18 protein-coding genes are annotated in these 22427 nt (G+C 42.7%); 10 read left to right on the forward strand and 8 right to left on the reverse strand.

The window, feature by feature from the left end; translation table 11 throughout:
* The first annotated feature begins 231 nt into the window (after positions 1 to 231).
* From L4D78_RS12705 to L4D78_RS12715, 3 genes are all read left to right on the forward strand, one after another.
* Complete coding sequence (locus L4D78_RS12705) at positions 232 to 1239, forward strand: transporter (RefSeq protein WP_428467365.1); 1008 nt, start codon at positions 232 to 234, stop codon at positions 1237 to 1239.
* Positions 1240 to 1359: 120 nt separating this feature from the next.
* Positions 1360 to 1752: a DUF2750 domain-containing protein gene (locus L4D78_RS12710; protein ID WP_428467266.1), complete on the forward strand. Its 393-nt coding sequence runs from the start codon at positions 1360 to 1362 to the stop codon at positions 1750 to 1752.
* Between the two features lie 66 nt (positions 1753 to 1818).
* Entirely contained in the window at positions 1819 to 2184 is a 366-nt protein-coding gene (locus L4D78_RS12715) for a HopJ type III effector protein (RefSeq protein WP_428467267.1), read from the forward strand.
* Between the two features lie 123 nt (positions 2185 to 2307).
* Here the strand turns inward: L4D78_RS12715 and L4D78_RS12720 are convergent, their stop codons facing one another.
* Positions 2308 to 2640: a hypothetical protein gene (locus tag L4D78_RS12720; protein WP_428459006.1), complete on the reverse strand. Its 333-nt coding sequence runs from the start codon at positions 2638 to 2640 to the stop codon at positions 2308 to 2310.
* Positions 2641 to 2986: 346 nt separating this feature from the next.
* Here L4D78_RS12720 and L4D78_RS12725 point away from each other — a divergent pair, with 346 nt between their 5' ends.
* From L4D78_RS12725 to L4D78_RS12735, 3 genes are all read left to right on the forward strand, one after another.
* Positions 2987 to 3790, forward strand: coding sequence for a nucleotidyltransferase family protein (locus L4D78_RS12725; protein ID WP_428467268.1), 804 nt, complete (start codon positions 2987 to 2989; stop codon positions 3788 to 3790).
* A 257-nt stretch (positions 3791 to 4047) separates the two neighbouring features.
* Positions 4048 to 4833, forward strand: coding sequence for a RelA/SpoT domain-containing protein (locus tag L4D78_RS12730; RefSeq protein WP_428467269.1), 786 nt, complete (start codon positions 4048 to 4050; stop codon positions 4831 to 4833).
* A gap of 280 nt (positions 4834 to 5113) precedes the next feature.
* Positions 5114 to 5401: a Rho-binding antiterminator gene (locus L4D78_RS12735; RefSeq protein WP_428467270.1), complete on the forward strand. Its 288-nt coding sequence runs from the start codon at positions 5114 to 5116 to the stop codon at positions 5399 to 5401.
* Between the two features lie 23 nt (positions 5402 to 5424).
* Here the strand turns inward: L4D78_RS12735 and L4D78_RS12740 are convergent, their stop codons facing one another.
* The 3 genes from L4D78_RS12740 to mrcB form a co-directional block, all read right to left on the reverse strand.
* A complete protein-coding gene (locus L4D78_RS12740; protein WP_428467271.1) occupies positions 5425 to 6720 on the reverse strand; it encodes an L-cysteine desulfidase family protein in 1296 nt (431 codons plus the stop codon).
* A gap of 322 nt (positions 6721 to 7042) precedes the next feature.
* On the reverse strand, positions 7043 to 7591 hold the full coding sequence (locus L4D78_RS12745) for an NUDIX hydrolase (RefSeq protein WP_428467366.1): 549 nt from the start codon (positions 7589 to 7591) through the stop codon (positions 7043 to 7045).
* 99 nt (positions 7592 to 7690) lie between these two features.
* Positions 7691 to 10057, reverse strand: a complete 2367-nt coding sequence (gene mrcB, locus L4D78_RS12750) for a penicillin-binding protein 1B (protein WP_428467272.1) — start codon at positions 10055 to 10057, stop codon at positions 7691 to 7693.
* A gap of 229 nt (positions 10058 to 10286) precedes the next feature.
* Here mrcB and L4D78_RS12755 point away from each other — a divergent pair, with 229 nt between their 5' ends.
* Positions 10287 to 10742: an exoribonuclease R gene (locus L4D78_RS12755; protein WP_428467273.1), complete on the forward strand. Its 456-nt coding sequence runs from the start codon at positions 10287 to 10289 to the stop codon at positions 10740 to 10742.
* Between the two features lie 114 nt (positions 10743 to 10856).
* Here the strand turns inward: L4D78_RS12755 and L4D78_RS12760 are convergent, their stop codons facing one another.
* The 3 genes from L4D78_RS12760 to L4D78_RS12770 form a co-directional block, all read right to left on the reverse strand.
* The gene (locus tag L4D78_RS12760) at positions 10857 to 12560 is read right to left on the reverse strand and encodes a phospho-sugar mutase (protein WP_428467274.1); all 1704 of its coding nucleotides are present in this window, start codon (positions 12558 to 12560) and stop codon (positions 10857 to 10859) included.
* A gap of 202 nt (positions 12561 to 12762) precedes the next feature.
* A complete protein-coding gene (locus L4D78_RS12765) occupies positions 12763 to 14661 on the reverse strand; it encodes a DEAD/DEAH box helicase (RefSeq protein WP_428467275.1) in 1899 nt (632 codons plus the stop codon).
* A gap of 301 nt (positions 14662 to 14962) precedes the next feature.
* Entirely contained in the window at positions 14963 to 16654 is a 1692-nt protein-coding gene (locus L4D78_RS12770; protein ID WP_428467276.1) for a sensor domain-containing diguanylate cyclase, read from the reverse strand.
* A gap of 322 nt (positions 16655 to 16976) precedes the next feature.
* On the opposite strand from L4D78_RS12770, the gene L4D78_RS12775 reads away from it, so the two are divergent.
* The 3 genes from L4D78_RS12775 to L4D78_RS12785 all read left to right on the forward strand — a co-directional run bounded on the left by L4D78_RS12775 (position 16977) and on the right by L4D78_RS12785 (position 21044).
* A complete protein-coding gene (locus tag L4D78_RS12775; protein WP_428467277.1) occupies positions 16977 to 18977 on the forward strand; it encodes an exoribonuclease II in 2001 nt (666 codons plus the stop codon).
* 97 nt (positions 18978 to 19074) lie between these two features.
* Positions 19075 to 19629, forward strand: coding sequence for a DUF1415 domain-containing protein (locus L4D78_RS12780; RefSeq protein WP_428467278.1), 555 nt, complete (start codon positions 19075 to 19077; stop codon positions 19627 to 19629).
* Positions 19630 to 19781: 152 nt separating this feature from the next.
* Positions 19782 to 21044, forward strand: coding sequence for a GGDEF domain-containing protein (locus L4D78_RS12785; RefSeq protein WP_428467279.1), 1263 nt, complete (start codon positions 19782 to 19784; stop codon positions 21042 to 21044).
* A gap of 488 nt (positions 21045 to 21532) precedes the next feature.
* Here the strand turns inward: L4D78_RS12785 and malG are convergent, their stop codons facing one another.
* On the reverse strand, positions 21533 to 22423 hold the full coding sequence (gene malG, locus L4D78_RS12790) for a maltose ABC transporter permease MalG (protein WP_428467280.1): 891 nt from the start codon (positions 22421 to 22423) through the stop codon (positions 21533 to 21535).
* Positions 22424 to 22427 lie beyond the last annotated feature (4 nt).

Here is a 22427-nt window from a genome sequence, read left to right on the forward strand (position 1 = left end):
ATATTAAGAATATATACCCCCATTTCTCATTTTAAAGAAAAAGAATAAAACATCTCATATATAAGACTGTATCTGAGATTATCAATTAACCACTTATTCTCAGTTCGTCTATCATTTTCTTATTAAATGTTGTCAGTATTTTATTACTGCATAATAAGTAATGAACATTCTTAGGGTAATTTTATATTCTTAAGTGAGGAAATCGTGAGTACTTTCAATAACAAGAGCTTTATCGCGCTTCTTGCTTTGTTATCAGGGACAGTTGCAGCAGAAACCACTGATTCCAATCAGGAACAACCAAAACCTAAACGTGTTCAAACCTGGGGCGATTTGTTAGATCCAGATCTACCAGGGGTTTTGACACCAAAGGGCTCGTTTGTTCTTGATACGTCTTTCTCCTATACCCAAAACTCATCTAATAGTGTTTCCATCGTTGGATATACTGTTCTACCTTCACTTATCGTCGGATTGATTAGGGCAAGTGATATTGACAGGACAACGTTAACACTTGGGCTAACTGGCCGCTACGGTATAACTAATCGCCTAGAGGTAGAAGCCCGGATTCCATGGGTATACCGTACCGACTCTATCTTTGAGCGTGAAGCATCATCAGGTACACCAACCGATACACTACGCACCATCAATGGTAGTGATATTGGTGATATAGAGGCGGCTTTCAAATATCAGATCAATATGAAGGAAGCACCCTACTGGATTGGTAGCCTTCGATTCAAAAGTACTACCGGTAAATCACCTTATGATGTACCTGTAAACGATCTCAACGATTTTGAAGAGCTCCCTACAGGCTCTGGCTTCCCAAGTATTGAGCCGGGGCTAACGATGATCATGCCAATCGATCCTGCCGTTATCTATGCAAATCTGAGTTACATCTGGAATATTAAAGATGATGTTGAAGTTGATGTGACATCGGGTGATCAAGAATTTCAAGCGAGTACCATCGATTTGGGTGACACCATATCATTCAGCGCTGGTATGGGGTTCTCGGTTAACCCTAAGTTCTCTTTCAGTATTGGTTTAAGCCATAAGACAATTTTAAAATCAAAAATTGACGGCTCTACACCTTCCGATGCGAAACTGCTTCAACTTGATTCATTATCATTTGGCGCTAACTATGCTATCAGCCCCAAAACCACTCTTAATATTGGTGCAACAGCAGGTCTAACAGCCGATGCTCCTGACTTCCAGTTATCGGTTCGTATTCCTTACACCCTAAAATAACCCCGCTCCACTCTTCAATAAAAGCCTCGTAATTATTTACGGGGCTTTTTAACACAATGACTAAAGTCTAATTTTCCTCTATGCTATGTCGGAATTAGAATGTGTTACAGGAAAATAGACATGTCCACGTCGCTAGAAACAAGCCAAGTTGAAGCTATTCAGGGTTATGACACTGAAAAACGATACAAATACTTAGTTAAAGAAGTTGTTGCTAACCGTGAAATTTGGATTCTGACAGATGAGCATGGTTGTGTAATGCTTAATACTGATGATGAAGATTGCGTACCAGTTTGGCCAAATCAAGAATTTGCTGAATCATGGGCAACAGGCGAATGGGACCACTGTAAAGCAGAGTCCATTTCTTTGAACAAGTGGCATAGTCGCTGGACTCATGGCCTTGAAGATGATGAACTCGCGATTGTTATTTTCCCAAATCAAAACGAAGATGGCCTCGTTGTATACCCTGACGAGCTAGATTTTGAACTTAAGCAACAAGCACGTAAGCAAAAATAACGCAACTACGTGAAAACTAATTAACACAAAAGGGTCTTTAAGACCCTTTCTAGGAGCTAAACAGCCATGGACGCGCTACTGGATCAAATCAAAAACCGCTCAGAAACAGTCTCTTTCAAAGATGTTATTAGTGCCATTGGCCATTATTATGTCTACACACCTACCCCTTTTACCAATGGATTAGGTAAAGAAACGTTACATAACGGCGCTGGACAAAATGAAGGCTCATGCAAAATCTTTGCTTTCGCTCAAGATCAGCAACTGACTGAAGCTGAAACATTGGCTTGCTTTGGCGATTATTATCGTACCGACGTACTACTTCACCCAGAAAAAACCGATCACCAAAATATCCGTCACTTCATGAAGTATGGCTGGCAAGGTATTCAGTTTGAAGGAACTGCATTAATAGCACAGCAAAAAGCGTCAGCTTAATAGCTATCTGCAATAGCAAATAACCGTCGATATCAATACCCAAGTAAATTCTACATCCATGATGTATAAATACTTGGGCATAATGACGATATTCAGTTTATACGATTAAAAATTAGTCGTACTTTACTTTAATGGTTTCTGGCAGTGCGAGCACTTCGTGGGCGGTTTCATGAAAAATGGCGAGCGCGAAGCATTGCCGCAAGCGTCACAAAATTTAGTTGAACGTATTGTTAGCCATGTCAGTGGCACCATAAAGGCCAATAAACCAAGCATCATCATCATTGGAGGTTGCATATATATAATGACCGCGCCAATAATAACATTGCTGCATATAGTGTAAATTGGCCATAATTTACGTTTCTTCGCAACGTCAGAGCCGCGTTGAAATAACATAAAGCTACCCACAGACAATGCCAGCCAAACAATCGCAAAAGTTATCAATAGTTCTTGCTGCAAAACCTTTCCTTTTTAGGTTGTACGTATTTAATATAAAAACAATTTACAGTGATTAATCGTATTTTGATATAAAAAACCTAGTACTAATTGAACTTAGCAAGCTAAGTTCAGCCGCCCGCCTAGATAAAACCAGTCAAAATTTGAACACTTTTCCCTTTGAGCCGTTTCAGCTCTCTTTACAAAATTGTATTCAGATCACACAGGAAATTAGTTGATTGGGAAGCCAGTCACAACCTCATCATTTCCTTCCTAACTTTCATCTTGATTCATATTGAAAGCACCACCTCTGCCCCTATATCTTTACTAGGCCACTTGGAAGATTAAGTGGTGTTACCAAGGAGTTTCAATGATCGCGAAGTCTTTATTCAAAACCTGTTTTGTTCTGCTATGCATTCTCGGACGTGGGCCTGTTGCTGGTGCAGCTATCCCTCAATTTACCGATTCAGATATCGAGCATCCATCACCGACACAAGATACAAAGAACAAATTTCAACGCTCACTTAGTGGCCTTTTTTCTATCCCGAGCTTTAGATCGCACAATGTTTACCAACCCTACAGTCAATTTGAAGACCTTTATGCACAAGCTGAACCTGCACAGCAAGAGCTTGAGCTACTGCTTAAAGAAATTAGCCTGCATTCATCAGCAGCCCCGATTTTACCCGGTATAAAATCAAAACAACGTGCCCAGTACAAGATTGCAACCGAACTTGGTGGTCATACTGAACGCCTCACCGATATTGCCCGCGGTACATTGGTTGCTAAAGATATTGGCTCGCTAGTGCATGCTTTTGAACAATTAAGTAAAGAAACCAATGTGGTTGAAGTCAAAAACAGATTTAAACACCCCGCCCCATCAGGTTACCGCGACCTTAAAATGCTCATTCAGCTACCTCAAAGTAATTTAATCGCTGAAGTTCAGTTGCACCTTGATAGCATTGCAGAAATTAAAAGTGGACCTGAACATAAAATTTATGAGCAAATTCAACAAACAGAGCGCTTATCCCTAGCACAGAATAGAGCCTTAAATGATATTGAAACAGCACGTATTAATGTACTGCGTAAACAAACACAAAAAATGTATCAAGACGCTTGGTATCAATACCTACAGCCTGATCAGCTAAACACAAGCGTATTAAGAATGGCAAGTTAAACCACGGCATCATTACCTTCGATACAGGCTAGTTCCAACGTATTAATGAACTAGCCTAAACGATACTTGGCCACCCTATTGTTTATTCCTCCCAATTCATCTTGTGTTCAGATAGAAGTGTTAATCTACTCAGTATAAAGTGTAGCTAGCGACACAACCTGATACGTCACCTTTACTAAGCAGCATAAAAACCGCTTAAAGATACCGTTTTACGTATAGTGCTAAGTCTTGACGACTAGCATGACAGGAGTTGTTCAATGGATATTAAATCTGTACTTCGTACTGGCTTTATTCTTCTTATGGTTTTTGGTCGAGGCTCAGCTGTAGCGTCACCAGTAGCCAGCTTTCCAGAGCTAGATTACGAAGTATCATCTAAACAATCTGAGACTAGTAAAAAAACCTTTCAACGTAGCTTAAGTGGCTTATATGCCATTGAAAGCTGGAAATTCAATGCTATCCAGCAGCCATATGCTGACTTTGAAGCAATGTACAATGCCGCACCTGCAGCTCAACAAGAGTTAGCAAACCTTATTAGCGAAATCAGCTTAATTACTCAAACAGAATCAGTTGTACCACCGGTAAAAAGTAAAACTCGGGCTGAGATTAAAATTAATACCGAATTAAACGGCCAAGCAAATAAAATCACTGATCTAGCACGAGCGTCAATTGTCGCTGACGATATACCAAGCTTGGTACAGGCTTTCGAGTTGATGAATAAAGAAGTAGATGTTGTTGCGATTAAAAACCGATTCAAAACACCCACAGAATCAGGCTATCGCGATCTGAAAATGCTAGTTCAATTACCGAAATCAAAAATGATTGCTGAAGTGCAACTGCACTTAAGTGCTATCTCTACAGTTAAAAATGGCGATGAACACGAAATATATGAACAAGTGCAAAATATTGAACGAAAAGCACTCGCTCAAGATCGTGAAATAACAGAGTTTGAACTGGCTCAAATTGCCAAACTAAGGGCCACATCTAAAACCCTATACCACAACGCATGGCAGCAATATTTACAACCTGTGACCATTGCGAGTTAAACGTATAATGCTTCCCCTGTAGAGGCCGTTTAGTTTGCTAAACGGCTTCTACAAACCCTGTTTCATCCCAAGCCCATACCGTAGCTCAATGCAGCGCTGTCTTAAAAACATAACATCAACGAAAACAAACCGCAGAATTTTCGTGAAAGATGCCGAATCTCAATTATGCTTATTGTAATTAACTAGAACTTAAACTAGCAATTGGCGCTTAAACTAGAGTTTTATCATAAGTATTTTTAAGGCCGTCACTGCAACGTTTTCAACGCTAGAGAGATAAAATATGAGTAATCGTTACCAGCCTATCGACTGTAATCTTCACGATTACTTTGAATTAGCATGCCTTTATCACTATGACGTAAAGCTCGACTTGCAAGACGAGAGCTCGATTGAAGGAAGGTGCATAAATACTGAAACGCAGAAAGATAAGTCGGAGTGGTTAATTTTTAAAACTGAATACCAGTACACTAAAATACGACTTGATTTCATTTTACAGATGTCATCAAAAACACCCGGAGCGAAGTTTTCTGTCATACAATGCAAAAAGAGCACCTTACAGTGCTCTTCATAATGGTTGAAAATAGCGTATGGCGGCTACTTATGTACCATGATTTCTAAGATTTGTACGTCTGTTTGCGTCATAGAGCCGTTTGCTAATGCTGACATATTTCGGATAGACACGTCTACATCATCAGCAACAATACCTTCGTTGCCTGTTACTCGAATTCCATCGAGCGCCATTAAAGCGGCTTTAATCGCAGCACTTGCCGATGATGATACTTTCATCGCACAGCTTGTTTTCGCCCCATCACAAATGATACCTGTAATATCACCTATCATGCTGCAAATAGCATCGCTTGCTTGCTTAAAGTTACCACCAAGTAACCATGTCATACCTGCGACAGCCCCCATAGACGCTGTCGTTGCACCGCAAAGTGCTGATAGCTTGTTTTGGTAGCTCTTTATGTAAATTGCCATTAAGTGCGACATCATCAATGCGCGAGTCGTTGTTTCAAGATCCGCCTTAATGTGCTCCGCAACAACCACAACGGGCATGGTTGCAGCAATGCCTTGGTTTCCAGACCCCGAATTACTCATTGCTGGTTTCATAGCACCGTCCATACGCGCATCGGATGCAGCAGAAGTGCGACGTAATATATCGGTCATCAACCCGGCAGTTAGTAGCCCTCGGTCAATATTTCGCTGAAAAGTCGCACCGATCTGTAACCCATATTTGCCTGTTAGTCCTTCTTCAGACAATGCATTATTTAACTCTAATGATTGAGTAATAAAGCCTAAATCTTCAATCGGCGCGTTCAACGCAAAATCATAGATATCTTGTGCGGTTGCCTCTTCGAAAATATTTACTTTTTTATTCGCTTTGTCTTGCTGAGCATCTGATTTTTGGTCAGCAATAAACGTGGTTTCGCCGTTAACCTCAATTGAGACAACCTCAGTATGGCTGTCGGCAATAATCACTGTTGCTGTACCCGTGCTATCACTCACCGTTACTTTGGCAAAAAGAATATTGCTCACTTTCGCCACACCAACAGATACACAATTCGCATCAAGCAGCGATTTCGCTTCATCAACATCGGCAGAGGTAATATTCTTAAGCACTTCCAACCCAGCCGTTGGCACACCGGCTAACGCACCAACCGCAGCAGCAATAGGTAACCCCACCATCCCCGTTCCCGGAACACCAACACCCATGCCATTTTTCATCAGGTTAGGAGAAACAAAAGCATCTATTCGTACAGGCTTACCCGATAAGTGCTGAGTAGCAATCGAGGCGGCAAGTGCAACAGAAACAGGTTCGGTGCAACCAAGAGCAGGAACAACTTCGCGCTTAACCGTTTTAATAAAATCAGCCCATAAATGCTTTTTCATTGTCATATACCTTTAGTGTAGGGAGGCAGGTTCACAACACATGCTGTCGCACAGTAAACCTTTTAATTTATGGGGATAATCTACACGTATTAATGGAAAAACTTTTGCTATAGTTTCTCTTGATTGCACGATTTATAAGAAAAATATTCCAAAAAATATGATATTGAAGCAAAACTTTCTCCATAACATGCTTTTGAGAGGTAGGTAACACTTTTTGGAGCTTGGTACTTAAGAATAGTAGGAAGGTATTTTCGATAGGGGAATAATGAGTGAAGCGAATTCACTCATTATTAATATTCACAATGCAATCATGCCAATCGATTTAACTCGCAGCTTTCAACTCTGGCTGTGATACTGGCAGCAGTTCGTCAACAATACGTTTGAGCAAGAAGGTTTCACGTTCAATAGACATGCCTTTTTTCTCGCTATTCGCCATTGTATGCTCATTATGGGCAATAGCTTCGAAGATATTCATCCAGACAGGCTTCATACCATTTTTCACTTCATAATCTTCAAGCTTGGTTTCACCCAATTGCTCATCAATCGTACACACATAGCAATATGATTCCATATGTACGATATCGTGCCCAGGCTTGAACCATGGGCGATATTCTTCGTACATACCAAACTCAGCAATGTCACGAATATTCTGTGCACCCGTTTCTTCTTCAAGCTCTCGAATCAACCCCTCGATAGCATCTTCGCCATCATCAATGCCTCCACCCGGTAAGGTGTAGTCATGATAACGCTCCGTGTACAACATCAAGATATCTTCCCCATTAAGGATAATGCCTCGTGCCGCTTTGCGGTGAAAGATTGTTCCATCAAGGTTTGTCAGGTCAGGATATACTGTTGATTTTAATAAGCGCATGACAGAGGAGATCTCGTGGCTAGTTTCAAAGCGGTGCATTGTAACCATCTCGTGACCACCGCGCAAATCGCCACACCCCTGTCACCTAAGTTTACATTACTACCACGTAAACAGACGCTTCAAGAATGTTTCTACTTTCTTCACACAACCTTGTTTAAGAGAGCCTTGCGGATCCCATGCAGGTAGGTGCGTTTGTCCAACACAACTTTGGGATAATACGCCTCGTTGGTCACGGTAATAATCGAAATCGACAACCTGTTCAGGCGCTCGCATGACTAGCGGTTCAGGATCACGATGTTGAATATAATCGGCGTATAAACGTAACGGTCCAGATGAACCTGTTAGTTTTACCGCTTTATTGTCATCTCTCCCCATCCATACCGTCACAACTTCACGTCCATCAATACCCACATACCAGCTATCTCGTCCTTTATCTGACGTACCAGTTTTCCCTGCAAGTCTAGATGATGGTAATACCGAGTTCAAATAACGCCCAGTCCCCTCAGACACGACTTTTTGCATACTATACATTGTTAGCCATGCTGCTTGTTCTGACACCGTAGCATTGGATGTAGGCAAGGTTTGATATAGCAAATCACCTTGCTGATCAACAACGGCACTGAGCGCACTTAATTCACTACGATGGCCGCCGCTGGCGATGGTTTGATACATTTGTGTGACTTGAACGGGTGTTAATGTAAAAGCACCTAATAGCATTGAAGGCAGTTTGGGCACTTCATTAGGATCAACCCCCAGCTTAGACATGGTATCGATGACTTTATCTAACCCTACCGCCATACCAAGATTCACTGTCGGTATGTTATAAGACTTCGCCAAAGCCTGATATAACGGCACCTCTCCACGAAATTGACGATCGTAATTTCGAGGTGACCAATCTTCACCATTTTGGCCTTTTAGTGTTAACGGCCGATCTTGTAAACTACTTGCCAACGAGAAACGCTTAGGCATTTCAAGTGCTGCTAGATATATCGCGGGCTTTACTACCGAGCCAATTTGCCTTTTCGCGTCAATTGCACGGTTAAAACCATCATATCCAGTACGAGACCCACCTACCATCGCGCGGATCTCACCTGTCATACGGTCTGCGATAACAACAGCCGTTTCCAACTCATCACCCACTTTCGCTTCAAGCTTAGGAATTGTTTTCCGAACAGATTGTTCAACCATTGCCTGTGAGCGAGGGTCTAGCGTGGTAAATAACCTTACCCCTTGCCCTGATTGGTAATTATCAACTTTTTGCTCTAGCTCTCTTTGTAGCTGACCAAAATATGCTGGCTGACGATTAGCAATAGTGCCTTTACCCTGTATATCAAGGGGCTTTTCTACGGCAGCTAAATAGTCAGCCTGCTCAAGAGCACCATTGTCGACCATCAGCTTAAGTACGAGGTTACGGCGGCGCTCTGCGCGTTCCGGATAACGCCACGGATTGAAATATGACGGGCCTTTCACTAGCCCTACCAATAATGCCTGTTGGTCAACACGCAATTCAGTCAGCGGTAAACCGAAATAATACCGTGAGCCCAGTTCGAAACCATGCACCGCGTCACGGCCACTTTGCGCTAAATAAACCTGATTCAAATAGGCATCAAGAATTTGATCTTTGCTGTAACGATAATCAATGATTATCGCCATATAAGCTTCTTTGAATTTGCGCCACAAGCTACGCTCACTGGTTAAGAAGACATTTTTAGCAAGTTGCTGGGTTAATGTACTTCCCCCTTGCACTGTCCTCCCTGCTTTTAGATTCGCGATGAAAGCACGTGCAATCGCTGTTGGTGAAATACCGTCATGGTTATAAAAATCACGATCTTCGGTCGCAATCAAAGCATCGACCAGTGGCTGAGGCATATCCTCTTTCGAGCGGTAGATACGCTGCTCTTCGGTTTTTGCTTCTAACATTCCCAATAGCTTGGGTTCTACTCGAGCAATGCCTAATTCACGTTCACTACTTACCTCGTAAATGCGGCGTACTTTAGAATAATCGAACTCAACGATAAGATGGCGTGAACCTTGTTGTCCGTCCCTGAACTCAAAAGGACGACGAATAAACTCCACTTTTAAACGGCTTGTTGAATATTCACCCGCTTTAGCTGGTGCTCCATCAACCTTACGATACTTCAAGACTTCTAGTTCATTCACTAAGTCTTCATAACGAACAATGGCGCCAGGCTGTAACGTCAATTCACGGGCATAGACGACGGAAGGTAATTGCCATAATTGCCCTTCGAATTTCGCTGTTATTTCATCGCTTATCGAGAAGCCCATCTTAACCAAACCACCAGACACCAGTAGCAACCCACCAACAGTGCCATAGGTGAAAAATTGGCGCATACGCCCCTTCGGTCTCTGAGAGTTGCCCTGCATTTGCTCTGAGAACTGTGGCTTTCCGGCTTGTTGATTAGCATTTTGTTGCTTATCGCTATTTGGCTTCTGTTGATCTGTCATAATGTCTTGCTGGTTACGAGTTCGCGCCGACCTTACCTCATGAACAAACCGTCGGTGTCATCGCTATGTCAAACAGACACTGGCTTTTAATGTTAAAATCACTCAAAATACGCCCCCCTTTAAAGGGCTATACAAGCCACAGGGCGGGAATGTCACTGGTATATAAAACGAACAACTGCGTGATATCTACCTATGCTCTTATTAATACAGATAAAAAAGCCGAGATAAAATGGAACGCGATTATAAACTTGAATGCTTACTAACGATGCCGCGCCACGAACTAGAAGAATTTAGCTTACGCGTTGTGGGTCGTATGGTTCCAGAAGATGTCATGCAAGAATTGTTTACCTTCGAGCAAGAAGAAGTAGACAGTGAAGAACGCATGAAATCGGCACAATTTGACGCCATGCTACGAATGACAGCCATTGCTTTGGGTGAAGTTGGCGTGGCATTTTCAGAGTCTGAAAATGCGCTGCAGAATAGTGAACGTATGTATCGCCTAATTCTATGGCACTTCTATGCAATGTCGTTCAACCTTGAAGAAGCGGTTAGCCTTGAGCAGCACTGCGAGCAAGTTGAAGCACTGTTAGTTAAAGCTCCAAAAGACGCATTTGGTTGGGTAAAAGTACTGACTGATTTACTGCACAAATATGCAGAATTAAGTGAGCAAAAAGGCGCTAAGTAAACCGCATATTACGCCTGTATTTCGATTTAAAACTGGCATTCTTTACCCTTCAGTAAAGAATGCCTCTTTTTTATTGAGTATGCCCTACGCGGCATAAGCCTGCGTTGCATAAATTTACAATGATGCTTGATGTTTATTGATTAAATCAGCCATCGCCTCTTCGGCACGTTGCTGCGCATGCTCAATCGTATCTTCATGGCTCATCGCCTCGATAACTTCATAATAACACTTCAGTTTTGGCTCCGTACCTGAAGGCCTAACAACCACCCTTGAACCATCATCTAAGCGGTAGATCAGTACATCACTGGCCGGTAAATCAATACTTTCCACTTCGCCATCAGCATGAATTTTTTTAGATACTTTAAGATCGTCAGTGATCATCACTTTGCGCCCAGCAATACAGCTTGGCGGGTCAGCACGTAGAGTATCACCAATAGGTGGAGAGCCAGCATCAAGTGCAATACTGCGTTGAGCGTTAAGGTACAAACCGTGCTCTCGGTATATCGCTTCCAGCCTATCCCATACTGTATGATTATTAGCAGATAGCTCAGCAGTTAGTTGCGCGAAAGCAACTAAAGCCGATAATCCATCTTTATCCCACACGGTGTTGCCAACGGTATAACCAAGTGCTTCTTCGTAAGCAAACAAAAACTGGCTATGCTCGGTTTGCTTTTGCATCGCGACATTTGTTAGCCATTTAAAACCCGTTAGAGTCTGGAAATACGTCGCATCAACCGATTTGGCAACTTGTTCAAGTAGGCTCGACGAGACAATTGTCGTGCCAACTAAACATTGTTCTGGTACCGCATGAGTCAATAAATAGTGACCGAGTAAAACACCGACTTGATCCCCTGTTAGCATCTTATAAGTACCTGATTCCGTACGAACAGCAACAGCAAAGCGGTCGGCGTCAGGATCGTTTGCACAAGCAAGATCAGCGTTATGCTCCTGTGCTTCCGCTATCACCAAATCCATGGCGCCAGCTTCTTCTGGATTCGGAAAATTAACAGTTGGAAAACGGCCGTCGGGCTCTCTTTGTACTTGCACACTATAAACCTGATTAAACCCTGCATCTTTTAATAATGCTTCAGCCATTTCCGCTCCAACGCCGTGCATCGCGGTATAAGCTAAACTAATATCCTGCGGCTGAGTATGATTTGATAAATAGGTACTGCCCGTTAAGGCGTCACGATACTGGGTATAAAAATCAGAGTTTAACCATACCAACGAGCCTTGCAACTCTGCCGCTTCAAGTGTCATGACGGGTAGTGCCTCGCTTGCAGCTACCTCTATGGTGGCGGCAATACCGGTATCATGTGGTGGGATAATTTGCGCGCCATTGCTCCAATATACTTTAAATCCATTATAGGCTGGCGGGTTATGACTTGCGGTAACCACAATACCTGCTGCAGCACCAAGCTGGGTGACCCCAAAAGCGACCAGTGGCGTAGGAGCGACTTTCTCGGTCAAAAACACTTTAATCCCTAAAGCGACCAACATACATGCTGCATCTTCAGCAAACTGTTTCGAGTCTGGGCGTCCGTCATAACCGATGATGACACCTTTATTGGCAGCATTCGCCACCTCGGCCAATAGATATCTCCCTAAGCCGACCGCAGTTTCTTGTATGACGAGTCGGTTCATACGGTTGGGTCCAGCGCCTACAATACCTCTCAAACCGGCGGTACCAAATGCCAAGCGGGATGAAAACCTATCTTCGATTTCTGAACGATTGTTGGTATCAATTAGCTGCTTTAGTTCTTCTCTGGTGACAGGATCTGGGTCACGAGCCAACCACTGTGATACTTCACTATTCATTTGGGTATTCCCTAACATCAAACAAACCTACTGCATGAAGTATAGAAGCTGAATTTCGAAGTAGAATAAAAGCAATATTTCACCAATAAGAACTTAAACTATTCCTTTGCTACACCCTCAACGTTTATTCATACAAAAAAAAACCAGCTCCCGAAGGAACTGGTTTCTTAGCTATGCTTTTTCAGCAATTGAAGTCTAAATATTAGTCTTCAGTGCGTGGCTTACGCTCACGACGTGGTGCTGCGCTATGGTTGCGCTCGCCACGGTGGCTGCCACGGCTGTCGCCGCCACGGTTACGATCGAAACGACGCTCGCCATCACGACGGCCACGGTTACCATCACGGTTACCATCACGGTTACCATCACGACGACCACGGCCACCATCACGGCTTCCACCACGGTGTTCGCGAAGTACTTCACCTTCAACAACAACCGCTTTTACGTCATTCTGACGAATACGTAGTTTCTTAAGCTGTGCTGCAACTTCTGCTGTCATCTTCTTAGGAAGTTGAACAAACGTATGTGAAGGAGCCAGTTTAATTGCACCGATGAACTCTTTGCTTAGACCAAGCTCGTTTGCGATTGCGCCAACGATATCTTTAACCTGAACACCTTGTTCACGACCAACTTGTAGCTGGTACGTATCCCAATCAGCATTGTTGGTACGACGTTCGCCACGCTCACCGCGCTCACGACGTTCACCACCACGTTCACCACCACGGTCATCACGACGACGCTCACGACGTTGTGCTTCACGCTCGATAGCAGCGATCATTGGGTCCGGACCTTTGTAGAACAACGGACGGTTACCCTGCTGGCGTTGAAGTAGCATTGCGGCAAGTGTTACTGCATCTACTTCGATAGATTCTTGTAGCTTTTCAACAAGCTCAACAAATGCTTCTACATTAACCTGCTCTTTTTGAACAGCTAGTTCTTCACCTAGACGGTTAAGACGAGATGCTGCAACTAGATCACGGTTTGGAAGTTGAATCTCTTCCATGCGAGATTTAGTTACGCGCTCGATAGTGCGAAGCATACGGATTTGGTTAGTACGAACCAATAGGATCGCTTTACCAGAACGGCCAGCACGACCAGTACGGCCAATACGGTGAATGTATGACTCTACATCGAATGGGATATCGTAGTTGAAAACGTGTGTAATACGTGGAACATCAAGACCACGAGCAACAACGTCAGTTGCAACTAGAATATCGATAACACCACGTTTGATGTGATCAACAGTACGCTCACGTAGAGACTGAGGAATATCACCGTGAAGTGCAGCTGCTTTAAAGCCACGAGATGATAGCCAATCAGCTAGACGCTCAGTATCTTGACGAGTACGTACGAATACGATTGAAGCATCAGTCTCTTCTGTTTCTAGAAGACGGCTCATTGCTTCGTCTTTTTCTACACCTTTTACTACCCAGAACTGCTGCTCTACTTGAGAAACAGTACGGTTTTCGCCAGCAACGTCGATACGCTCTGGGTTACGTAGGAAACGGTCAACAATTTGCTTAACGATTGGAGGCATAGTTGCCGAGAACAATACACGCTGAGCTGATTCAGGCGCTTGCTCCATGATCCAAGTTACGTCGTCAACAAAGCCCATTTTTAGCATTTCATCGGCTTCATCAAGTACAAACGTACTTACTTCGTCAAGGTGTAGACGGTCACGAGAGATAAGATCTTTAACACGACCAGGAGTACCAACAACAATGTGAGCACCATTTTTAAGTGCACGCATTTGATCAACGATAGAAGCACCACCGTAGATTTCTAGTACTTTAAGGCCTTTGATATTTTGACCAAGAACCTTGATTTCTGCAGCAACTTGAATCGCAAGTTCACGCGTTGGCGCCATTACGATAGCCTGAGGCTTATGCTGAGAAAGGTCTACTTTATTAAGAACAGGTAGTGAAAACGCAGCCGTTTTACCAGTACCCGTCTGTGCTTTACCTAGTGCATCAACACCAGTAAGAAGCAGAGGAATTGATGCCGCCTGAATTGGCGTTGGTGATACGAAGCCCATTGAGTCAAGAGCAGATAAAAGTGTGTCAGCCAAATCTAATTGGCGAAATTCTGTAACAGATTCTAGCATTGGGATCCCAATAAATAATCTAACGTAAAACGGGGCCCCTAAAGCTAAAGAACGGTTCTGCAATAGCAACCACAAGCATGGGCCTCGACGATATGAGGCGCGTATTCTGCTCCATTACTCGATAAAATGCCAGAAAAAATTGAGCAATGTCACAAAATAACTTTCAAGCACCTATTATTTAAACAATAAGGCTGACAGCTAACCCATAACTGGCTATTAAAACGCCTCRAACCATCATATTTTCCTTTAAATGGTAGGAGTTACCTCTTCTGTGTTCACCTTTAAATAAGAAATATCACCTTTATTCACTCGTAAAACCCTTTGTTTCATTTTGGAATATTTGATTACGCCCGTACGCCTTTGCCTGATATAACGCTTTATCAGCCCCTCCCATAAGCACGTTCTCTTTAATCATCTCGGTTGGGAGGACAGTGTGACAACCAAGGCTGATTGTGACTACGCCTCTTTCAGCTCCTACATGCCTGATTGATAAGCGTAAAACTGCCTCTAACATTTTCTCAGCGATCATTTTTACCGCTTTAATAGAAGACTTTGGAATTAAACAGGCAAATTCTTCCCCACCAAAGCGACTTATCACTACGCTTTTATCGCTTTTGACCACATTCTCTAATGTAGCAGCAATTTTCCTCAAACAAGCATCCCCTTCCATATGCCCGTACTGATCATTAAATCGCTTAAAATTATCAACATCAATCATGATTAAGCTTAGTGGGACCTTCTTTGTAAGCGCCTTATTCCAATAACGCTTTAAAGTGATATCAAAAAAACGACGATTCGCAATCCCCGTTAAACCATCTTGCATCGACCATTGCTCAAGTTGCTGGTTGGCTTTTTCAAGTGCTTGATTTGAAGCAAGCAGTTCTTGAGTTCGTTCATTAACCCGTGCCTCTAATTGATGATTCAATTTACTCAACTCGTCATGATTACGCCTAATCACAATTTGCTGCCCAAGAGCAGCACCAAATAGCTTTAGAATTTCTCGTTGATGTTCAGTTAACGTACGTTGATTAATTAAGTTATCTGCAGCAATCCAACCAATGCAACGCTCACCATTCCACATAGCTATCATCGCATTCCAACCAGTGCCCACTTTATCTGTTCCGTAATATAAAGGTGCATTCTCTTTTACGACGACGTGGTCTTTACGGCTGAGTGCTTCATTAACTAAAGGATGATCTGGTATTGAGCTCATGAATGCACGCCGTGAAACTAGATGGCCATCTGGGTCGGTGCCGTATGTACCGCGCATTTCATTTTTATCGAAGTCTGTCAAAAATATCGCCATACGATCAATCGCCAAATACTTACGTCCTAGCATGACTGCATTTTTGTATAACACCTCTAGATTTTCAGCTTTCGATAACTCTAAGCTGACATCATGAAGCCTTTTCAGTAACGATAAGTATTGGTTAATCGAATGGTTACTCACCTTGAGTTCAGCTTCAACACTGCGCCGTGTTAAATGCTGGTCTAATACTTCTTGCTGTAAAATCCGTGCACTAACATCTGAAGCTAATAACATCAGTAGGTCTTCCACCTGCTGTAAGCGGGCTTCAAACACATCGGGCTGATCTGTCTCTGCATATATAAAGGCAACAGGACGCGAATGCATACTAATTGGCAATAGAATCTGACACCATTGCCCTTCCTCTTCTCCCCATATCGACTTATAGGGTTTACTTACATAAGTACGTACAAACTGCCCACTTTGCTTCGCTTGGTTAAAGGGACCCAAAGGCACACCGTTATAGTTTTCTAATTGAAGGGGGCGATTGTAAAATTTAAACTTTGATTTCGTCCAGCTTGCAAACACTCTGGTTTCATCATTATGTTCGACCATGAATGTTATGTACTCAAGCTTAAGCTCATGCTTGAATGTCGATAATAAGCAATGGCACCAACGTTCCATATTGGCCTGCCTCGCTAGCTGATCGGCTAACTGACTAAACTTATATACTGTCTTTGACTCCATAGTTCTACCTAACCTAACTTGATATTTTTATTACCAATATTTTTCTTGTTTTCAACTTATTACCAAATTTGAAAAGGTTTATAAATCATTGTGATGGGGATTGTGACAAGCGATTATTCATAATTTCACCAAGGCAATATGTGCTGGTAATTTTACGGTTAGCATGGTGAATAGTGGTCACTGTTGACCCATTTTAAATCTCACTCAAAAAAACCTTTTTTCTGAACAAAAGTGACAATCCCGTGATCTTCATTGGGTTAAACTTGGTTTTACGCCCTGAAGGCCTTATAGTGTGCTTGTTAACACTCTGAGAACGGGCATAATGTTTCAAGATAATCCTCTATTAGCACAGCTAAAAAAACAGATTCAGGAAACGCTTCCTAAAAAAGAAGGCAATATCAAAGCAACCGATCGTGGCTTTGGCTTTCTTGAAGTCGACAATAAGGAAAGCATTTTCATTCCACCTACCTATATGAAAAATGTCATGCACGGTGACCGTGTTGTGGCGGTTATTCGTACAGAAAAAGAACGTGAAGTTGCTGAGCCACAAGAGTTAGTGGAACAGTTTTTCACTCGCTTCATTGGCCGAGTGAAAATGATCCGCGACCGTTTACACGTCGTCCCTGATCACCCTCAGCTAAAAGATGCGATTAAAGCCCGTCCAGTGAAAGGATTAAACCCAGAACTGCTTAAAGAAGGCGACTGGGTTGTTGCAAACCTTACACGTCACCCTCTTACGGCTGATAATAAAACGTTCTTTTGTGACATCACTGAGAAAGTTACAGATAGTGGCGACAAAATTGCACCTTGGTGGGTAACACTTGCCCGCCACAACTTGCCGAATGCAGAGCCTGCACCGCAAGAAAGTTGGTCAATGCTTGAAGAAGGCCTTGAGCGACAAGACCTGACTGAACTGCCTTTCATTACGATAGATGGCGAATCAACCAAAGACATGGATGATGCGATCTACACCGTACAGAAAGAGGATGGCAGTTTTGAAATAACCATCGCTATTGCCGATCCAACCTCATACATTTCGGTTGGTGACAAGATGGATGATGAAGCTCGTGAACGTGGTTTCACTATTTATTTGCCTGGCCGTAACATTCCTATGTTGCCACGCGAGTTAAGTGATGAGCTTTGTTCACTGCTTGAAAATGAAAAACGTCCAACACTGTGTTGTCGCGTTAGCGTCGATCAAGATGGTGTTATTCAAGATGACATCCATTTCTTTGCTGCTTGGATTAAATCGCAAGGTCGTCTAGCGTATAACAACGTATCAGACTTACTAGAGAATGGTCAGTGTGAAAATTGGGCGCCAAATGACATTATCCTTGAGCAAATAACAGCACTTAAAGATTTTGCTAATGCACGTAGTAACTGGCGCGCTAACAACGCTGTTGTATTCCCAGATCGCCCAGACTACCGCTTTGAGTTGAGTGAAGACAACGATGTTGTGGCCATTCATACTGATCCACGTCGTACCGCAAACCGCATGATCGAAGAAGCAATGATCACTGCGAACATTTGTGCTGGCCGTGCATTAAAAGCTAAGTTTGGTATGGGTGTCTTTAACTACCATAACGGTTTCAATCCAGAAAAACTGGATACTGCAATGGAGTTTTTGACCAAAGCTGAAGCACCATTTGAGAAAGAACAGCTGCTTACGTTAGATGGCTTTAGTGCACTACGCCGTTGGTTGAATGAACAAGACAGCACATATCTTGATAACCGCCTACGTAAGTTCCAAGCATACAGTGACGTTGGTAACAAACCAGCAGCTCATTACGCAATGGGATTAGACGTATATGCGACTTGGACATCACCAATTCGTAAATATGGCGATATGATCAACCATCGCTTATTAAAGGCTCTTATTTCAGGTCAAACGCCAAGCCAAACACCAGACGATAACGTTGGTGAAGAGATTGCTATTCACCGTCGCAGCCACCGTATGGCTGAGCGTGATGTTGCAGATTGGCTGTACATTCGCCTATTAAAAGACGCAGTTAAAAACGAAACGGTATTCACTGCAGAGATCTTTGATATTAACCGTGCTGGTATGCGTGTTCGCTTACTGGAAAATGGGGCTGCGGCCTTTATTCCTGGTTCGTTGATTGTTGATGACAAATCTCGAATCGAGTGCAGCGGTGAGCTTGGTATTATCAATATAGATAAAATCCAAGAGTATCAACTCGGTGATAACTTTGAAGTTAAACTAGCCGAAGTTCGCACGGCAACACGCCAACTTGTTGCAAAACCAGTGAAGCAATTCCCAGTCACTGAAGCTGAGTCAGAGAAAGACGAAGCTGAAAAAGCTTAATCTCTCGCCATCATTTAGCTAAAATCCTAGAGCCAGCAAAAAAGCTGGCTCTTTTTTATATCTATAAATTAAAACCAATTAGAAAGATTAGTCAGCTATGTCAGAAAGTAACAATATTGCCACAGTACAAGACGTACAGCAGTGGCTCGAAAACGTCGTTATTGGGCTTAATCTGTGCCCTTTTGCCGCAAAGCCAAACCGTAATAACCAAATTAAAATCCATCTTCATACCAGTACCTCCGAAGAGGCACTATTAGAAGATATTTTTCAACAGCTTAAGAAGCTCGATGAAACAGCCGTTACCGATCTAGAAACAACATTAGTGGTTGCAACACAGCTGTTCAGTGACTTCGATGACTACAACCAATTTCTTGATTTAGTTGACGCGCTGGTCTTCCAATGTGGGTACGAAGGTAAATATCAAGTTGCCACTTTCCACCCAAACTACTGCTTTGCAGGCACCCAGCCCGATGATGCGGAAAACCTGACTAATCGTTCCCCTTACCCAATCTTTCACTTAATCCGTGAAGACAGCATGGAAAAGGTACTGAAGCACTACCCTGACCCTGAAGGGATCCCAGAACGAAATATCGAATGCGTCGAGAGCCTCAGTGATGAGGAAGTAAACAAGCTGTTTCCTTTTCTAAAGTAATTTATAGCTTTGTCGATAAAAGTTAGCATAATTAATACCAGCAGCTACCAACATCGTATCTCGGTAAGCTACGCTATAATTTACCTTTTACAGGTAGCCGCTGTTAATTAATCACCAACTAATGACTTTTATACTGGTAAAGTAATCAAAAAATGCAGCTAGTACCCTTTTCAATTTTTAGACATGCCTTTGTTCGGTTTTCCTTACCAAGCCTGCTTGCTTTTGCTGCATTGCTATGCCTTCAGCCGTTACAACACGCACTTGTATCTTACGAAGAGCTGCTACAATTACTTCCCTATACGCTACTCCCTATCGCTATCATATTAGGCCAGCTGTTTAACCAAGGGAGAACCTCGGTTGCTGCTTTGTTGATGCTCATTGCTTATTACATCATCCAGAGCGAACTGCAATCACCGCTTGCTGTGAATCAAACAATGCTGACCTATACACTGCTTGCGTTTTTATTACCTTTAAACATCCTAAACCTTCACCTCACCCAGAACAGGCGGATTTTTTCTCGCTCTAACATCACTTATATCGGCTTCATTGTTAGCCAACTAGCTTGGGGGATGCTTGTTGTCCAGCACTTTAAAGATGTTAATCTTTCGACATTATGGGAAAGCAACTTCTTTAATACACAGCCTTTCTCACCATTACCCGTAGTCATAATCTCGATATCGGCCTTAGCTTGTGCCGTACAGGCATCGACAGTCCTAAAACGTAACCAAAGTGATGATCAAGCTCTATTCATCTGTACACTCTTTACAGGTATCACCTTTATTTTTTTTCAATATCCCCTTATCTCAAGTACTGCATTTTCAATCGCCTCTATCCTACTGCTACTTAACCTCATCACATGCAGCCATGAGCTTGCTTATATCGACCAACTTACTTCAATTGCTGGACGCAGAGCGCTTGAAACAGAGCTTAAACACCTTGGTCGCTCATATACGATTGCCATGCTCGACATCGATCACTTCAAGAAATTCAATGACACTTATGGTCATCAAACCGGTGATAATGTACTCCAACTCGTAGCGAGTATTTTGTCTAATCACCACAGTGGCGCAAAAGTTTTTCGTTATGGCGGTGAAGAGTTTACGATTTTATTCAAGGGAAAAGAGGTATCTGAGTGCCTTGAAACACTTGAAAGTTTACGACAAGAAATAGCGAATTACCCACTCATTCTTCGTCTTCACTCTGAAAGGCCAAAAGATAATGTCGCAGGTATGGAAAATAGACAAACAAGCGTCGATAAAAAACAGGTTCGAATTACAGTAAGTATCGGTGTCGCAGATAGTTATCTTGAACCAAAACCTCAACTTGTTTTAAAAGCAGCAGACAAAGCGCTCTACGATGCTAAAGCCTCTGGGAGAAATCAGGTAAGCGCTAGGCATAAAAAAACCCGATTATAAATCGGGTTTCGGTTACTAAAGAAACTTATCATCATAAAGAATAGTAAGCCCAGCTATGCAGCAACGCCAATAATATAATTAAGCTCGGGTTGATCCTAGCAGATCGGCGGCCAAACCAATGCTAAGACCCAAACTTGGGAGTGGTTTGTCTAAGTGAAAAACAAACCATCTTATTGTTATTCATTAAGGTACTTTTAAAATACCTTATACGTATTATATTACAGCTAAATCCTTCATGCTAAACAAAAATATAGTTATTTTAATTATGTTTTCAGTCAATATTCAGCTCCCTCTTATCTTCATAAGCGCTTGATGAGTAAGTAAAATAATGCCATTACATCAATAAGAGGCGTTTATGGACTCGTACATTTACGTTGTATTAATGCGCCAAATAATCAACAAGTGTCATAAAAAAAGAGCCTCGCTAAATGAAGCAAAGCTCTTTCAAAGATGATAAGGGGAAATCACCCATCTCGATTATTTTATTCTTATCCTTTTACACCGCCAGAGGTCAAACCGCCAACAAGGAACTTCTGTGCGAGTAAGAAGACTGTCGTGATTGGAATCGCTGACAATACTGCTGCTGCCGCAAAGTCACCCCATAGGTAGTTCTGAGGGTAAAGGTATTGCTGCATACCAACCGCTAGCGTGTAGTTATTCACATCAGTTAATAATAGTGATGCTACAGGTACCTCAGTTACAACCCCGATGAAAGACAGAATAAAGACCACCGCAAGAATCGGGACCGATAATGGCAAAAGTACTAAGCGGAATGCCTGCCAAGGTGTCGCACCGTCAAGCGCTGCGGCTTCTTCCAGCGAGCCATCGATTGTTTCAAAGTAACCTTTGATTGTCCAAACATGCAGTGCGATACCGCCAAGGTAAGAGAAGATCAAACCACCGTGGGTGTTTAAGCCCAAGAATGGAATGTACTGACCTAAACGGTCGAACAATGCATACAAAGCAACAAGTGCAAGTACTGCAGGGAACATCTGGAAAATCATCATCCCTTTCAGGATCGTGCTCTTACCTTTAAAACGCATACGAGCAAACGCATAAGCGCTGGTGGTAGACAACGCAACGATAATGACCGATGTAATACCCGCTACCTTTATAGTATTCCACAGCCATAACAATACTGGGAATGGTGGAGGTGTCACACTGCCATCGCTATTTGTCACCGAGAAACCAAGGGCTAGTCGCCAGTGGTCAAGCGTTGGGTTACTTGGAATAAGCTCACCACCAGCAAAGTTACCTTCACGAAATGAGATCGCAATGATCATCAACAGTGGGAAAATTGTTGCCGCTAAGAACAAACACAAGCCCAAGTGTGTTGCCCATACCCGATATTTTAATGTCTTAGATTGAACCATTGGCATGACG

It is taken from the genome of Photobacterium minamisatsumaniensis, assembly GCF_050336695.1.
Classification (GTDB): domain Bacteria; phylum Pseudomonadota; class Gammaproteobacteria; order Enterobacterales; family Vibrionaceae; genus Photobacterium; species Photobacterium minamisatsumaniensis.

Coding starts and splice junctions, on each gene's coding strand:
- L4D78_RS12765 (WP_428467275.1), bottom strand. CDS start 14,661: ATGCTAGAATCTGTTACAGAATTTCGCCAATTAGATTTGGCTGACACA.
- L4D78_RS12780 (WP_428467278.1), top strand. CDS start 19,075: ATGTCAGAAAGTAACAATATTGCCACAGTACAAGACGTACAGCAGTGG.
- L4D78_RS12730 (WP_428467269.1), top strand. CDS start 4,048: ATGGATATTAAATCTGTACTTCGTACTGGCTTTATTCTTCTTATGGTT.
- L4D78_RS12725 (WP_428467268.1), top strand. CDS start 2,987: ATGATCGCGAAGTCTTTATTCAAAACCTGTTTTGTTCTGCTATGCATT.
- L4D78_RS12710 (WP_428467266.1), top strand. CDS start 1,360: ATGTCCACGTCGCTAGAAACAAGCCAAGTTGAAGCTATTCAGGGTTAT.
- L4D78_RS12740 (WP_428467271.1), bottom strand. CDS start 6,720: ATGAAAAAGCATTTATGGGCTGATTTTATTAAAACGGTTAAGCGCGAA.
- L4D78_RS12735 (WP_428467270.1), top strand. CDS start 5,114: ATGAGTAATCGTTACCAGCCTATCGACTGTAATCTTCACGATTACTTT.
- mrcB (WP_428467272.1), bottom strand. CDS start 10,057: ATGACAGATCAACAGAAGCCAAATAGCGATAAGCAACAAAATGCTAAT.
- L4D78_RS12715 (WP_428467267.1), top strand. CDS start 1,819: ATGGACGCGCTACTGGATCAAATCAAAAACCGCTCAGAAACAGTCTCT.
- L4D78_RS12770 (WP_428467276.1), bottom strand. CDS start 16,654: ATGGAGTCAAAGACAGTATATAAGTTTAGTCAGTTAGCCGATCAGCTA.
- L4D78_RS12785 (WP_428467279.1), top strand. CDS start 19,782: ATGCAGCTAGTACCCTTTTCAATTTTTAGACATGCCTTTGTTCGGTTT.
- L4D78_RS12755 (WP_428467273.1), top strand. CDS start 10,287: ATGGAACGCGATTATAAACTTGAATGCTTACTAACGATGCCGCGCCAC.
- malG (WP_428467280.1), bottom strand. CDS start 22,423: ATGCCAATGGTTCAATCTAAGACATTAAAATATCGGGTATGGGCAACA.
- L4D78_RS12775 (WP_428467277.1), top strand. CDS start 16,977: ATGTTTCAAGATAATCCTCTATTAGCACAGCTAAAAAAACAGATTCAG.
- L4D78_RS12745 (WP_428467366.1), bottom strand. CDS start 7,591: ATGCGCTTATTAAAATCAACAGTATATCCTGACCTGACAAACCTTGAT.
- L4D78_RS12760 (WP_428467274.1), bottom strand. CDS start 12,560: ATGAATAGTGAAGTATCACAGTGGTTGGCTCGTGACCCAGATCCTGTC.